Genomic DNA, 14528 nt, shown 5'->3' with positions numbered 1-14528 from the left:
GGTTCCGTTCCTGTCGGATTTGATTGTACATCTACATGTATATGCCCAATTACAACTACTTGTAAAGACGTATCATGCCGAGGTGGACGATGTGGATCTGATCGAGCGGGCGATGGTGGCGATCAGGCGCAGGCAGAACCGACGGTCCCTGGCCCCGCCGGGCGAGCCGACCGGCCAGGCGTTCGATGTCCTGGACGCCGTCGAATCCATCCCGGACGCAACGGTTTCGACGGTCGCTTCCGCCCTCGGCGCCGACCAGCCGCGCGTGAGCCGGTTGATAACGTCAGCCGTCGACGCCGGGTATGTCGAGCGGGTGGCCGATCAACGCGACGGCCGCCGCTCCCGTCTCACGTTGACCGATGCGGGACTGGCCGTGGTCACCGCCGCACACCACCGTCGCGCCCAGACGTTCGCGGCGGCGATGGCCGATTGGACCGCCGCCGAGCGCACCCAGTTCGCGACCCTGCTCACCCGCTTCGTCGAACGACTGCCGAATCCCGGGACACCACCTCGAGAAGGCTGACCAGCGCGGGCGCTACCCCTCGCGGACCAGCTCGACTTCCTGACGGCGCACCCACTGTGATGCCCACACCGCATCTACCTCCTGATATCATCGATATCAGGAGGTAGATGCCATGACGGATATCTTGATTCGCGACGTACCCGAACCAGCGATCGAGGAGATCGATCGGCGGGCTCGGGAATTGGGCGTCTCACGAAGCGAGTTCCTTCGGCGGTGGCTCAGCAACGACTTCCGGCCCGCCACCCCGGTCACGACCGGAGACCTCAGCCGTTTCAGCGAACTCGCACAGGATCTGGGCAACCCCGAAGTAATGGGCCGAGCATGGTCGTGACCGGCCGTCCCTGGTTGATCGACAAGTCCGCACTGATGCGCCTCGGTCAATGCGCTGATGCCCACGAGTGGGCTTCGCGGATCGAGCGAGGTCTGATCAGAATCTCGACAGTCACCCTGCTGGAGACCGGATACTCCGCGAGGTCCGCATCGGACCTCGCGGAACTTCTCGACCTTCCGCCGCTCGCCCAGATGCCGATCGAGTACATGACGCCGACCGCGGAAGATCGAGCGGTACAGGTACTTCGGGAACTCGCGGACACCGGGAAGCATCGCGCACCGTCTATTCCCGATCTACTGATCGCAGCAATCGCGGAGCAGGCAAAACTCGTAGTCCTACACGCCGACAAGGACTTCGACCTCATTGCCGAGGTCACCGGTCAGCCGACAGAGCGACTCCGATTCGACGCCCCCTGACCCGAACGACTATCGGACACTTCGGCATGTCTCGACATCGGCGATATCCGCAAGTTCGCGGCAGCGAGCGGTTCAGTCGCCCTGGAGCAAGAGTCGGAACGACGGATGAGCGGGCGTCAGAGGCCGCACGGCGCGAAAATCCTTCTCATCCAACGTCAAGATGTCATTGGTGAGGTAGCGCTCGGCGAGTACGACCGTGACCGCGTCGGCCAGGTCGAGGCGGAGGCCGCGATACTGCTCGATGACCTTCTGGGCGACTCGGAGGTCATCACGGTCCACCTGCGGTACGAGCACCGCGCCCTCCTCGGCCGAGGTGAGCAGGTCATCGAGGACGAGATCGGCTGTGCGGCGGTCCTTCCCGAACCGTGCCACGAGCAGATGATCAACCTCATCCAGCACCAGCGGCGAAACAACCGCAACAGAGGTGGAGAGAAATTCGCGCGCCCGCTCGTGCAGTTCCGCGGCACGGTCGTAAGCGGCGATGATGGCCGAGGTATCAGCGATGAAGAAGCTCACTCGTCGTATGCCTCGCCGAGCAATTCCTCACTGCTGGCGGCGAACCCAGGATCGCCGGAATCGAATGACGGCCAGGGCCGAGTACGGCGTACCCGGTGCGACCGCAACAACACCAACTCGATCCCCTCGCGGATCAAATCGGCTTCCGATCGTCCCGCCGCCGCGGCCGCCTCCTTGAGACGGGCAGCCTGCTCGGGATCCAGGTACACGCTCGTTTTGGCCTTCATGAACGTAGGGTACTACGTAGGGCATCTCTCGGGTTCGTGCCTTGCCGGAAAACGACAGAGCCGCAGGTCGATGACCTGCGGCTCTGTCGTGGAGTGGAGCTAAGGGGACTCGAACCCCTGACCCCCACACTGCCAGTGTGGTGCGCTACCAGCTGCGCCATAGCCCCGTGTTCAGTTCTGTGTCAGCGGGGTGTTCCCCGCTGGCTTGAACGAAGTTACACCACCGCTGTTGCGCGGACCAAATCGCCTGGACAGGTAGGTGACAAGAGCGATCTTCGGGAGTAGGCTCGAACATATGTTCGACAGCAGGGAGGTCCAGGTGATGGGTGACGAGGAGCTGGTCGACGCATTGCGGAGGGCGCACGGGGCCGCCGCATTCGCACAGGCGGCGGAGATCACAGCCGTGCGGGAGTTGTATCGGCGGCATCGGGCGGCCAATGCGGCGCCGGGGGCCGGCGGGGTGCGGGCCGGGGAATTCGCGGCGGCCGAGGTGGCGGTGGCGGTGCAGATCTCCGAGCCGGTGGCGGCGGCGCTCATCGACATCGGGCTGGCCCTGGACGAGCTACCCGGGACGCGGAAGGCGTTCGGGGACGGGCGGATCGATCTGGCGCGGGTGCAGGTGATCGCGGAGACCACTCGCGGGCTGGCGCGCGAGGTGCGGGAAGCGGTGGAGCCCAAGCTGATCGACGCGGCGACACGCAATGATCCGGCGCGGCTGCGGCAGACAGCGCGGCGGTGGGTGGCGCGGTTGGATCCGGACGGCGAGCGGGAGCGGCGCGAGGAGCGCGAACACGATCGCGACGTGCGGATTCGCGCCGTGCAGGACGGGATGGCGGTGTTCGACGGGCTGCTGCCCGCGGTGGGGGCGCAGACCGTGGCCAATCGGCTGCGGGAGCTGTGCGGACAGGTGTGCGCCGAGGACCCGCGCACCATGCCGCAGCGTCGAGCGGACGCGTTGGTGGCCCTGGCCGACGGGTCGCAGCGGCTGTGGTGTGCGTGCGGGCGCGGTGCGCGCTGCCCGAAGTCGGCGACCGCATCCGGAGCCGAATTCGCGGCGCCGCGCGACACCACCGGACCGGCATGGACCGAACGCCCGGCGACTCACGACGATGCCGGAGCGGCCGAGACCGAACGCCCGGCGACTCCGGACAGCACCCAACCAGCGCGAAACGAACCCCCAGCGCCCGTGGGCGGCACCCGATCGGCGCAGACCGGATCCGAAGCAGCCGGCGGCGACACCGCACCTTCGTGGACCGGACCCGCGACTCGCCGCGACGACACCGCGCCGGGGCGAATCGAACCGGCCGGCGCGGCTCCCGTAGGACCCGGGGCGCAGCCGCCGCGGCCACCGCTGATCCAGATCGGGGTGTCGGCCGAGTCCCTGGCCGGGCTGCGGAACGATCCCGCCATGCTGGTGGGGTACGGGCCGATCGATACGACACTGGCTCGGGAGCTCGCGAAGTACGCGCGGTTCGAGGTGGTGCCGGAGCCGCCGGCACCGGAGGCGGGGGCGCGGCGGCCGACGTCGACGCAGTCACCCGAGGATGTGCGGGCGATCGACGGCGTGTGCCGATTTCCCGGATGCGGGATGCCCGCCACCGATGCCCAACTCGCGTACGTGGAGGCGACGAACGCCCGGCCGCGGCTCCCGGGTATGGCGCACGTGGCAGCGTTGTGCACGCGGCACCACCGGCTGAAGATGCTGGCGGACCGGGGCAGTCAGGCATGGCGGGTGCGTCGCGCGGACGCCGATCGGATCGTGTGGACCGACCCCAGCGGCGAAACCCACACCACGACGCGCGAAGGTGCGCGGTATCTGTTCCCGCACACCGATATCGACGCCCCCACCGTGCCGCCGACACCCTACGAGCGGGTACACGTGCGACCGCCGCAGCCGGTGCGCACCGTCCCGGCCGATCTCACCTACCCGATCGACGGGCACGCCCTCATCCACCCGCAGCTGTCCCGCTGCACCCCCGACAACGACATCCCCGACGACCTACCGGTGAACCACACCGCGTCGTTCCGCCGTTGACCACGCGCCCCACTGCGCGCAGGCAACCACGCGCCGACCGCGGGGTGCGCAGCGCCGCTCCACGGCGGCTCCGGGGACCTGCGCGCCCTCACCTGCCGAGCGCGACGGTCGTGTCGTCAACCGACGCCACGCCGGGATTCCGCTCGCACCGCGAGTCGTCCGATGCGGCGGGTGCGGCAGCGGGCAGCCGCCGATCTGGCACGGCTGCCTTGTCTGCGGCCCACGGGTGCGGGGCGCGACGGAACTGAACACAGCTTGTCCGGCACAGAGAGCGAGCCGCGGGTCCAGTGCCCGCGGCTCGCTCGTGTGCTCTCGCTTCGGCCGTACCCGCTCACTTGGCGGCGTCGAGCACCCAGTCCTTGTTGTTGACGTCGATCTCGCGGCCGTCCAGGAAGACCGACGGGGTGCCCGCCGCGCCGCCGCTGGCCGCCTCCAGCGCGGTGATGGCCGCTTCGGCGTGGTTGCGGGCGGAGTCGACGCGGTCGCCGGAGGTGATGCACCGCTGGGCGGATTCGGGGGCTCCGGCATCCGCGGCGATGGCGGCCAGTTGCTGGTTGTCCAGGTCGCCGCTGCCTTCGGCGGGCTGCTTGTCGGTGAAGAGGAGTGCGTGGAACTTGGCGTAGACGGGGCCGTCACCCTCCTGCGCCACGCATTCGTTGGCGGCGACGGCGCGGGTCGAGTAGTCCTTGCTGCCGGACCGCTCGTCGAGGAAGTTGACCAGGCGGTAGCGGACCGCGATCTTGCCCTCGTCGATCTGCTGGGCGATCTCCTGGCCGTAGATGCGTTCCAGGGATCCGCAGGCGGGGCACAGCGGGTCCTCGTAGATCTCGACGGTCTTGGCGATATCGGGCTTGCCGAGCACGATCGCGCCATCGGAGTCGAGGGCCACGCCGACCGCCGGGTCGTGCGCGGGACCGTAACCGTCATTGCGGATCTCGCTGTCGCCGCCGCTCCACTGGAACAGGGCGAACACGATCAGCGCGACCACCACCACGGCCACCGCCCCGAGGGCATAGGTGGTCTTGTTGGACACCGGACGCGGGGTGTAGTTCGTCGTCGGTTTGCTCACGGCCACCACTCTGCCCCAACCCACCGCGTCGCGGGTACGCAACCCGTCCGAACGCTACCGGGTCAATCCTGGGGCCGGGTCGTCGCGGCGGCCGTCGTCTCGACCAGCGGCTTGCGCTGCAACGGTTCCGGCACGATCGCCCACGCCACCGCCGCCGACGCCAGCAGTGCGCCCGTGACCGCGAGCGCGAATCCGTACGAGAGGTGTTCGGCCAGCAGGCCGACCGCGTACGGGCCGAGCACCGTGCCCAGGTCAGCCGACATCTGGAAACCCGCCAGCACCGGTCCACCGCGCCGTCCCGCGCCGACGATATCGGCGACGGCGGCCTGCTGGGCGGGGGTGAACATACCGGACCCGAGGCCCGCGACGAAGGAGGCGACCAGCAGCCAGGGCAGGTTCGCGGCGAAGCCGAGTCCGGCCGTGCCGACCGCGCACAGCAGCGTGCCGCAGATCAGAAACGGTCTGCGCCCCAGGCGATCCGACCAGCGCCCGGACTGGAACAGCACCACCGCGTTGCCCGCCGCGAACACCGTCAACGCCACCCCGGCCAGGGCCGCGTCGTAGCGCAGTACCTCCACCACCAGCAGCGGCACCAGCGCCATGCGCACCCCGAACACCGCCGCGCCATTGCCGAAGTTGGACCACAGCACCGCCCGGTACTCGGATTTGCGCACCGCCTCCCGGAAGGTCATGACCGGGGTGTCACCGAGCGCCTCGGGCCGCACCAGCGGCGAATCCCTCAGCGCCAGATACACGATGGCACTGGCCACCAGCAGTGCGACCGCGTAGATGACGAACGGCGCGCGCAATCCCAGTCCGGCCAGCGCCCCACCCACCAGCGGACCGGAGATGGAACCGATCAGGAAGCTGGTCGAGTACACCCCGGACACCCGACCCCGCTCCGTCGGCGGCGACATGCGGATCACCAGCGCCAGCGACGACACCGTGAACATGGTCGACCCGATACCGCCGAAGGATCGCAGCACCAGCAGCTGCCAGTAGCTCTGCGCCAGCGCGCACGCCCCCGTGGACACCGCCACGATCAGCAGCCCGCCCAGATAGACCGGCCGCTCCCCCAGTTTCTGCACCAACCGCCCGCTCATGGGCGCGAACAGCAGTCGCATCAGCGCGAAGGCGCTGACTATGGCCGAGGCCGCCGCGACACCCACCCCGAAGCCGCGCGCGTACTGCGGTAGCGCCGGTGCGACGAGCCCGAATCCGATGGCGATGGTGAACGCCGCCCCCACCAGCACCCAGATCTCGACCGGCAGGGATTTGGATCTGCTCACTCCGATAGCGCCTGTCGCACAACTTCCTCCGCGGCCGCCTGCACCTGGGCCAGATGCTCCGGGCCCTCGAACGATTCCGCGTAGATCTTGTATTTGTCCTCGGTGCCGGAGGGACGGGCCGCGAACCACGCGTTCTCGGTGGTTACCTTGACCCCGCCCAGGGCCGCGCCGTTGCCGCGCGCGCGGGTCTGAATGCCGGTGACTTGCTCCCCGGCGATCTCGGTCGCTGTGATCACATCCGGCGTCAACGCCGCCAACCGGGCTTTCTGTTCCGGGGTGGCGTCGGCGTCGGTGCGCGCGTATGCCGGGCTGCCGTAGCGCTTCTCCAACTCGGTGTAGCGCGTGGACGGGCTCTGCCCGGTGACGGCGGTGATCTCGGCCGCCAGCAGCGCCAGCAGGATGCCGTCCTTGTCGGTGGTCCACACGGTGCCGTCGCTGCGCAGGAAGGAGGCTCCGGCGCTCTCCTCACCGCCGAATGCCAGGCTGCCGCTGAACAATCCGGGCACGAACCATTTGAAGCCGACCGGCACCTCGTACACGTCGCGGCCCAGCACCCGCACCACCCGGTCGATCATGGCGGAGGTGACCACCGTCTTGCCGATCTTGGTGAGCGCGTCCCACCCCATCCGGTTGGCGATCAGGTATTCGATGGCCACCGCCAGGTAGTGGTTCGGATTCATCAGTCCCGCATCGGGAGTCACGATGCCGTGCCGGTCGGCGTCGGCGTCGTTTCCGGTGGAGATGTCGTAGTCGTCGCGAATCGACACCAGCGACGCCATGGCGTAGCGCGACGACGGGTCCATGCGGATGCGTCCGTCACTGTCGAGCGTCATGAACCGCCAGGTGGGGTCGACGAACGGGTTCACCACCTCGAGTTCGAGGTCGTAGCGCTGCCCGATCTCCTCCCAGTAGTCCACGCTCGCGCCGCCCATGGGGTCGGCGCCGAGCCGGATGCCCGCGCCGCGAATGGCGTCCAGATTCAACACGTTCGGCAGATCCGCGATATAGCGGTCCAGGTAGTCGTAACGCTCCACCCTGCCGGCCAGCGCGTGCGCCAAGGTCGTGCGCTTCACCTCGGACAGGCCGTTACGCAGCAGATCGTTGGCCCGCGCGGCGATGGCGTCGGTGGCGACGGTGTCGGCCGGGCCGCCATGCGGCGGGTTGTACTTGAACCCGCCGTCGCGCGGCGGATTGTGCGAGGGCGTCACGACGATGCCGTCGGCCTGATGCCGGGTGCCGCCGCGATTGTGCCGTAGCACGGCGTGACTCAAAGCCGGTGTGGGCGTGTAGCGGTCGCGCGCGTCGATGATGGCGGTGACGTCGTTGGCGGCCAGCACCTCGAGCGCGGTGGTCCAGGCGGGCTCGGACAGGGCATGCGTATCGCGGGCCAGATACACCGGCCCGGTGATGCCGCGGGTGGCGCGGTATTCCACGATCGCCTGGGTGATGGCGAGTATGTGCGCCTCGTTGAAGGCGTTGTCGAGGCTGGACCCGCGATGCCCGGAGGTGCCGAAGGCGACCAGTTGCGCCGGATCCGCGGGATCCGGGATACGGCTGTAGTAGGCCGTCACCAGGTGCGCGACGTCCACGAGGTCCGCGGCCCGGGCCGGTCGACCGGCTCGATCGTGGGCCATGCTCGGGCCTCCCTTCCGTATCGCCTGTGCCCGGCTGGTCATCAGGATCACGGCAACCCCCCGTGCGCCGCGCCCAGGAACAACTGGGCGGCACCGGCTCCGAGGAAGGCCGCGGCCAGGCTCGCCACAACGCCGATCACGACGTTCGCCACCGCATAGCTGTAAGCGCCCTCCTCAGCCAATCGAACCGTCTCGTATCCGAACGTACTGAACGTGGTCAGCGCACCGCAGAAGCCCGTTCCGGCCACGGCGAGCAGCCAGTGGTTTGCTCCCGCGCCGATCAGTGCGCCCAGAATCGCCGACCCGGTCACGTTCACCGTCAATGTGCCCAGTGGGAAGACACTAGCGAATCGACGGGCCATCGCGCGATCCGCCAGATAGCGAACCGGCGCTCCGACCATGCCGCCGAGCGCCACGAGCAACATCGTCACGCGCGCTCCCCCTGCCAGGATTCCACCGGCGAGAGTGTCACGGTGAGCGAATTCAGCAGGTCCGCATTGGTTTCCACGAACCGCCGCAGCGCGTCGGTGTCGTCGACGATCATCACGAGCACGGGTAGCCGGTCGGCCAGATCCAATAGTCGAGTGGTGTGGATATCCGCCGACGCCCCGAATCCCTCGATGCCGCGCCACACGCTCGCCCCGGCCAATCCGGCATCTCGGGCACGCCGCACGATCTCGTGGTAGCGGGGGCGATGCTGCCACCGGTCGTCCTCGCTCAGCAGCACGGTGAGCCGCGAGGCGGGTCGCCAGCGCGCACCCGTCGGGTCGTTCATCGCCTGCCCCCTTTCGCCGTGCCTGTCCCGGTCCGTCTCCACCACCGCGTCGCGCCCGCCCCGATCACGACCGCGCCCACCGACGCCACCACCGTTCCCCCGAGATAGCCGAGCGCGGAAACCGTCCGCCCCGATTCGAGCAGTGTACGAACTTCCACACCGAAGGTGGAGAAGGTGGTGAAACCGCCCAGTACCCCGACGCCCAGAAAGAGCCGCGGTAGCCGCCGCGCAACCCAGATCTCGGTCACGCACACCATGAGGACGCCGATGGCGAAGCACCCGACGACATTGACGGCCATGGTCTGCCAGGGAATGTCCCCGCGCCGGGGCAACCACGCGGCCACACCGTAGCGCAGGCTCGACCCCAGCGCGCCGCCTGCGGCGATGGCGGCGAGAGCCGGTGCGTCGGATCGCGCGAACGTTGCGACCACCACCCCTCCGCCTCGATAGCCAATTCGTTGCTGTTCGGCGTGTTGCTGAGGCCGAACGACACCTCGGGACTGCGAGGATAGTGCCGCCATCTCAGCGTTGTCCCATCGGCCTGGAGGAGCGAAGTTGACGGTACGGCAGTCGATCAGGGGGTTGCTGGTCCGGAGCTCTGTTATCGCCGCGGCCGTAGCGGCGGCTCTGGCGAGCAGTCTCGGCGCGACTCCGGTCGCCCACGGCGCCATCTATCCCTTCCCGGACCCCGACGCGTTCTATGCGCCCCCGGGCAATATCGGCGCCTTCGCCCCCGGCGATGTCATCAACAGCCGCATCGTCCCCGCCCACGGCTATCCGGGCGCGACGGTGTGGCAGCTGAACTACCGCTCCACCAACTCCGCGGGCGCCCCCATCTCGGCGGTGACCACGCTCATCCTCCCCGGCGGTGGCGGACCGCGGCCCATCGTGTCGTATCAGCCGTTCGTGAATTCCCTGGGCACGCAGTGCGCTCCGTCGCACAGCCTGTTCGACGGCAGCCTGCAGGAGGCTCCGGCGCTGAATCTGCTGCTGGCCCGCGGCTGGGCGGTGGCGGTGCCGGATCACCTCGGGCCGACCAGTGCGTACGGGGCGGCCCGGATGGGCGGGCAGATCACCCTCGACGGCATTCGGGCGGTGAAGCGCTTCGCCCCTGCGGGACTGGGTGATTCGCCGGTCGGCCTGGCCGGATATTCGGGTGGCGCCATGGCGACCGGCTTCGCGGCGGCACTGGCGGCGGAGTACGCGCCGGAGCTGCCGATCGTCGGGGTGGCCATCGGTGGCGTACCGGTGAATCCCGGCAAGATGGCCCTGCAGATCGGCAATGCGCCGCATCCGCTGTTCGGGCTCGGCTTCGCGGTGGCGGTCGGGCTGGAGCGCGAGTACCCGGCGGAGATGAACCTCGACGACGCGCTCAGCCCGGCCGGTCTGGCATTGCGCGCGCAGATCGCCAATGCCTGCGTGGGCGAGATCATCAACGCGGGCGCGAACCACTCCATCGGCGAGATGTTCCGCCCCGGAATGGAAGCCAGCGCCAACAACATTCGCATCCTGCACGAGAACAGCCTGGAGATCCATCCCGGTGTGCCGCGCGCGCCGGTCTATCAGTGGCACGGCGGCAACGACCAGGTGCCGCTGGATCTGGCGCTCAGCGTGGCGGGACGCTACTGCCACGCCGGGACCCCGGTGCTGTTCGACGTGATCCCGGGAGCCGATCACGGCACGGCCATCTTCTCCGGAGCGCCGCGCGCCTTCAACTACCTGTCGGATCGTTTCGCGGGCCTCGCGGCCCCGTCCAACTGCTGAGCACGGACCGCCGCCGCGCCGGGCAGGGCGCAACGGTAACCCGCGCGGGCCATCGGGACCCACGCACCGCGTCGAGAAGTGCCCCGTCCGCGATCGCGGACGGGGCACTCCGGTATCGCGCGCACCGCTGCGGCGCGTGGCGCTGGGACTCAGTGCGCCAGTACGGGTTCCCCTTCGGCCGGGACCGGCACGGTATTCGGCATGATCACGCCGGTGATGATCGCGCCGACCAGGAAGATGCCCGCCGCCCACCAGAAGGTGGTGGTGTAGCTCTCCACGGCGGCCTGGGCCAGCACGCCGGGGTTGGGCGGCAGGTGATCGGCGACGTAGCCGTCGAAGGCGCTGGCCGCCAGGGTGCTCAGCAGTGCGGTGCCGATGGAGCCGCCGACCTGCTGGCTGGTGTTCACCATGGCCGAGGCGACGCCCGCGTCGGTGTGGTGCACCCCGGCGGTGGCGCCGGCGAAGGCGGTGGACATGGCCGCACCGAGACCGACGCCCATGATGATCAGGCTCGGCAGGATGTGGCTGGCGTAGCCGGTGTCCACGCCGATACGGGTGAGCAGCACCATGCCCAGGGTGGCGAGCAGGTAGCCGGACACCACCGTCACCCGCGGCCCGACCCGCGGCAGCACCAGCGACGGCACCGTGGTGGAGGAGATCACCATGCCCGCCACCATCGGCAGGAACGCCACGCCGGTCACGATCGGGGTGTACCCCAGCTGCTGCTGCATGTAGTAGGTGAGGAACAGGAACATGGCGAACATGCCGATGCCGATGGCGAATACGGTGAGGTAGGACGCCCCGCGAGTGCGGTCGGCGATCACCCGCAGCGGCAGCAGCGGATGCGCTACCCGCTGTTCGATCCAGAAGAACACCGCCAGCAGCACCGTGCCGCCGATCAGGAAGCCGAGCGTGGCCGAGTCGGTCCAGCCGTCGGATTCGGCCTTGGAGAAGCCGTAGACGATGGCGAACAGCGCCGCGGTCACGGTGATGGTGCCGGGAATGTCGAGTTTCGGCCGCTCCGCGGTGGTGACGTGCTTGGCCAGCAGCAGCACCGCGCCGATCAGCGCGACGGCCGCGAAGATCAGGTTCACGTACATGACCCAGCGCCAGGAGGCCCATTCGGTGAGTGCTCCGCCGAGCAGCAGACCGAGTGCGCCGCCCGCACCGGCGATGGCGCCGAAGATGCCGAATGCCTTGGCGCGTTCGCCCGGTTCGGTGAAGGTGACGGTCAACAGCGACAGCGCGGCCGGGGCCAGCAGCGCACCGAAGACGCCCTGGGCGACCCGGGAGGCGACCAGCATCTCGAAGTTGGCGGCCGCCCCGCCCACCGCGGAGGCGACGGCGAAGCCGACCAGGCCGACGATGAAGGTGGTGCGCCGCCCGAACAGATCGGAGAGCCGTCCGCCGAGCAGCAGCAGGCTGCCGAAGGCGAGCGCGTAGCCGGTGATCACCCACTGCCGGTCGGCGTTGGAGAAGCCGAGATCGGCCTGCGCCTCCGGTAGCGCGATATTCACCACGGTCGCGTCGAGCACGACCATGAGCTGGGCGACGCCGAGTACCGCGAGCACCCACCAGCGCAGGGCGTGGGAGCCGCGACGACCGGTCGGCGGAGCCGGTTTCGCTATGTCGATGGTGGAAGTCATGCGGTGTCCTCGTCCCGTACACTTAGTGGAGGAAGGCCCTCCGGTTTCCTGTCAGAAGTTACCATCAAAACGGAGAGATAGCCTCCACTTAATCCCGAAGGTTGCTAGCATATGGGTGTGAATCACGCCACCACCACGGCCGCAGCGGCCGCGACGACCCCCTCGGGTCGTCCCGCCACGGGACAGCCCACCCGTCGCCTGCGCGCCGACGCCGCCCGCAATCAGCAGCGGATCATCGCCGCCGCGCGCGAGCTGTTCGCCGAGCACGGACTCGAGATCACCCTCGACGACGTCGCCGACAAGGCGGGAGTCGGCGTGGGCACCGTGTACCGCCGCTTCGCCAACAAGCAGGAACTGATCTCGGAGGTGTTCGACCAGAACGTCAACGAGTTCGCCGCGGCGGTGGAAACCGCCCTGCACCATCCCGACCCATGGACGGGCCTGGTGGATCTGTTCGAGTACGCCTGCCGCCACATGGCCACCAATCGCGGCCTGAGCGAGGTGCTGCTCGAGATGAAGGACAGCATGGAGCGCTTCGAGTGCATGCGCGACCGCGTCCGGCCCGGCATGTTCCAGGTGGTGCAGCGCGCCAAGGACGCCGGAGCGCTGCGGCCCGAGATCGAGTCCGGCGACTTCTTCGCCATGGTCAATATGGTCGACGCGGTCGCGGGTTTCGCCCGACCGGTCAACCCGGACGTCTGGCGGCGCTACATGGCGCTCATCCTCAACGGCGTGCGCGGCGACGCGGTCCCCCGCATCCCCCTCGACGTGCCACCGCTCACCGAGGAGGAGGTGGAGCGAGGCAAGGCGGCCATGTGCATGAGCCGCAAACGGTAGCGCCGATCACATGTCCGGTTTAGAGTTGGACACATGACCAACTCTTGGGTGAACTGGGCCGGGGATCAGCGCTGTACTCCGGCAGCCATCGCCGAACCGGGCTCGCCCGAGGAAGTCGCCGCCCTGCTCGCGCGGGCGGAGGCCGCCGGGCACACCGTCCGGGTGGCCGGATCGGGCCACTCGTTCACCGACACCGTCTGCACCGACGGCACCCTCATGCGGCTGTCGAAGCTGAACCGGATCCACTCGGTGGACCGCGCCAGCGGACTCGTGCGCGTCGACGCCGGCCTGACGCTCAATGCCGCCAGCAATTCCCTGCACCCGCTCGGCCTGGCCTTCCCCAACCTGGGTGATATCGACGTGCAGACCATCGCGGGCGCGACCGCGACCGGCACGCACGGCACCGGGGCCAAACTCCAGAACCTCTCCGCCGCCCTGCATTCGGTCGAGATGGTGCTGGCCGACGGCAGCCGGGTGGAACTGAACGAGCGGACCGATCCGGACGGCTGGCGCGCGGCGCGGGTGAACATCGGCGCACTCGGCGTGGTCACCGCGGTGACGCTGCAGATGGTGCCCTCCTTCGTACTCGAGGGCATCGAACGGCCGCTCCCGCTCGAGGACGTGCTGGCCGATCTGGATTCCCACGTGGACGGCAACGAGCACTTCGAGTTCTACATGTTCGCCCACAGCGACATCGCCATGACCAAGCGCAACAACACCGTGCAGCTGCCGGAGCAACCGCGCGGGCGGGCCGTCGAATGGTTCTCCGACATCCTGATCAACAACCACGTATTCGACGCGCTGTGCCGCCTCACCCGCCGCACCCCCGCGCTCATCCCCCGGGTGCAGCAGTTCTCGGCGCTGGCGGGTAGCTATCGACGCCAGGTGGAACGCTCCTATCGGGTGTTCGCCAGCCCGCGGCTGTTCCGCTTCACCGAGATGGAGTACGCGATCGCGCGCGAACACTCCGTGGACGCCATTCGCGAGATCAAGGAGGTGGCCAAGCGGTTCGACACCGTCATGCCCATCGAGGTGCGGTGGGTCGCGCCCGACGACGCCTTCCTCTCCCCCGCCGGTGGGCGTGCCACCTGCTATATCGCGGTGCACCAGTACGCCGGGATGGAGTACGAGCCGTACTTCCGGGCCTGCGAGGCGGTCTTCGACCGGTACGGCGGTCGCCCGCACTGGGGTAAGCGGCACTTCCAGACCGCGGCGACCCTGGCCGAGCGGTATCCGGAGTGGGAGCGGTTCGCGGCGGTGCGCCGGCGCTTCGATCCGAACGGCCGCTTCGCCAATCCGTACCTCGATCGGGTACTCGGCCCGACACGCTGACCTGCGACAACTCCCGTTCCTGCCCGGTCGGTTCCGGATAGTTCCGGACCGACCGGGCTTTTTCATGTGGAACGGGCGTAGGATCATTTGCTGAAAGATCGCTCGTCGAAGTACCCCGAACCAGCGCGCCCGGT

16 protein-coding genes and 1 tRNA gene are annotated in these 14528 nt (G+C 68.8%); 7 read left to right on the top strand and 10 right to left on the bottom strand.

Annotated features, from left to right (window positions below):
• The first annotated feature begins 82 nt into the window (after window positions 1-82).
• The 3 genes from FOH10_RS05200 to FOH10_RS05190 all read left to right on the top strand — a co-directional run bounded on the left by FOH10_RS05200 (window position 83) and on the right by FOH10_RS05190 (window position 1270).
• A complete protein-coding gene (locus FOH10_RS05200) occupies window positions 83-523 on the top strand; it encodes a MarR family winged helix-turn-helix transcriptional regulator (protein ID WP_221937926.1) in 441 nt (146 codons plus the stop codon).
• Window positions 524-635: 112 nt separating this feature from the next.
• Entirely contained in the window at window positions 636-854 is a 219-nt protein-coding gene (gene vapB / locus FOH10_RS05195; protein WP_143979838.1) for a type II toxin-antitoxin system VapB family antitoxin, read from the top strand.
• Window positions 845-1270 (top strand): PIN domain nuclease, encoded by a 426-nt coding sequence (locus FOH10_RS05190; RefSeq protein ID WP_143979837.1) that lies wholly within the window; start codon window positions 845-847, stop codon window positions 1268-1270. The genes vapB and FOH10_RS05190 overlap by 10 nt, the downstream gene beginning before the upstream one ends.
• Before the next feature lie 72 nt (window positions 1271-1342).
• On the opposite strand, the gene FOH10_RS05185 is transcribed toward FOH10_RS05190, so the two are convergent.
• The 3 genes from FOH10_RS05185 to FOH10_RS05175 form a co-directional block, all read right to left on the bottom strand.
• Window positions 1343-1786, bottom strand: a complete 444-nt coding sequence (locus FOH10_RS05185; protein WP_221937925.1) for a type II toxin-antitoxin system VapC family toxin — start codon at window positions 1784-1786, stop codon at window positions 1343-1345.
• Window positions 1783-2013, bottom strand: coding sequence for a ribbon-helix-helix protein, CopG family (locus tag FOH10_RS05180; RefSeq protein ID WP_143979836.1), 231 nt, complete (start codon window positions 2011-2013; stop codon window positions 1783-1785). The genes FOH10_RS05185 and FOH10_RS05180 overlap by 4 nt, the downstream gene beginning before the upstream one ends.
• A 94-nt stretch (window positions 2014-2107) precedes the next feature.
• Window positions 2108-2180, bottom strand: a tRNA-Ala gene (locus tag FOH10_RS05175).
• 128 nt (window positions 2181-2308) lie between these two features.
• Here FOH10_RS05175 and FOH10_RS05170 point away from each other — a divergent pair.
• Window positions 2309-4048 (top strand): DUF222 domain-containing protein, encoded by a 1740-nt coding sequence (locus FOH10_RS05170; RefSeq protein WP_143979835.1) that lies wholly within the window; start codon window positions 2309-2311, stop codon window positions 4046-4048.
• Between the two features lie 331 nt (window positions 4049-4379).
• Here the strand turns inward: FOH10_RS05170 and FOH10_RS05165 are convergent, their stop codons facing one another.
• The 6 genes from FOH10_RS05165 to crcB (FOH10_RS05140) all read right to left on the bottom strand — a co-directional run bounded on the left by FOH10_RS05165 (window position 4380) and on the right by crcB (FOH10_RS05140) (window position 9246).
• Window positions 4380-5117, bottom strand: a complete 738-nt coding sequence (locus tag FOH10_RS05165) for a DsbA family protein (RefSeq protein WP_143979834.1) — start codon at window positions 5115-5117, stop codon at window positions 4380-4382.
• Between the two features lie 62 nt (window positions 5118-5179).
• The gene (locus FOH10_RS05160; RefSeq protein ID WP_411157760.1) at window positions 5180-6406 is read right to left on the bottom strand and encodes an MFS transporter; all 1227 of its coding nucleotides are present in this window, start codon (window positions 6404-6406) and stop codon (window positions 5180-5182) included.
• Complete coding sequence (pgm, locus tag FOH10_RS05155; protein ID WP_039819220.1) at window positions 6403-8040, bottom strand: phosphoglucomutase (alpha-D-glucose-1,6-bisphosphate-dependent); 1638 nt, start codon at window positions 8038-8040, stop codon at window positions 6403-6405. The genes FOH10_RS05160 and pgm overlap by 4 nt, the downstream gene beginning before the upstream one ends.
• Window positions 8041-8087: 47 nt before the next feature.
• Window positions 8088-8465, bottom strand: coding sequence for a fluoride efflux transporter CrcB (crcB, locus tag FOH10_RS05150; RefSeq protein ID WP_228812416.1), 378 nt, complete (start codon window positions 8463-8465; stop codon window positions 8088-8090).
• Between the two features lie 2 nt (window positions 8466-8467).
• Window positions 8468-8815: a DUF190 domain-containing protein gene (locus tag FOH10_RS05145; RefSeq protein ID WP_143979832.1), complete on the bottom strand. Its 348-nt coding sequence runs from the start codon at window positions 8813-8815 to the stop codon at window positions 8468-8470.
• Window positions 8812-9246 (bottom strand): fluoride efflux transporter CrcB, encoded by a 435-nt coding sequence (gene crcB / locus FOH10_RS05140; RefSeq protein WP_244961630.1) that lies wholly within the window; start codon window positions 9244-9246, stop codon window positions 8812-8814. Before crcB (FOH10_RS05140) ends, FOH10_RS05145 begins: the two co-directional genes overlap by 4 nt.
• Before the next feature lie 124 nt (window positions 9247-9370).
• Here crcB (FOH10_RS05140) and FOH10_RS05135 point away from each other — a divergent pair, with 124 nt between their 5' ends.
• On the top strand, window positions 9371-10579 hold the full coding sequence (locus tag FOH10_RS05135) for a lipase family protein (RefSeq protein ID WP_228812418.1): 1209 nt from the start codon (window positions 9371-9373) through the stop codon (window positions 10577-10579).
• A gap of 149 nt (window positions 10580-10728) precedes the next feature.
• Here FOH10_RS05135 and FOH10_RS05130 read toward each other — a convergent pair whose 3' ends face one another.
• Window positions 10729-12225: an MFS transporter gene (locus FOH10_RS05130; protein ID WP_143979830.1), complete on the bottom strand. Its 1497-nt coding sequence runs from the start codon at window positions 12223-12225 to the stop codon at window positions 10729-10731.
• Window positions 12226-12336: 111 nt separating this feature from the next.
• Here FOH10_RS05130 and FOH10_RS05125 point away from each other — a divergent pair, with 111 nt between their 5' ends.
• Window positions 12337-13062 carry a TetR/AcrR family transcriptional regulator gene (locus FOH10_RS05125; protein WP_143979829.1) on the top strand — a complete coding sequence of 242 codons (726 nt, stop codon included), beginning with the start codon at window positions 12337-12339 and terminating at the stop codon, window positions 13060-13062.
• A 33-nt stretch (window positions 13063-13095) separates the two neighbouring features.
• Window positions 13096-14394, top strand: a complete 1299-nt coding sequence (locus FOH10_RS05120) for a D-arabinono-1,4-lactone oxidase (RefSeq protein WP_143979828.1) — start codon at window positions 13096-13098, stop codon at window positions 14392-14394.
• The last annotated feature ends 134 nt before the right edge of the window (window positions 14395-14528 follow it).

It is taken from the genome of Nocardia otitidiscaviarum (genome assembly GCF_007362295.1).
Classification (GTDB): Bacteria; Actinomycetota; Actinomycetes; order Mycobacteriales; family Mycobacteriaceae; genus Nocardia; species Nocardia otitidiscaviarum.
The sequence above is the reverse complement of the archived record's forward strand: the minus strand, read 5'-3'. Positions and strand labels throughout refer to the sequence as shown.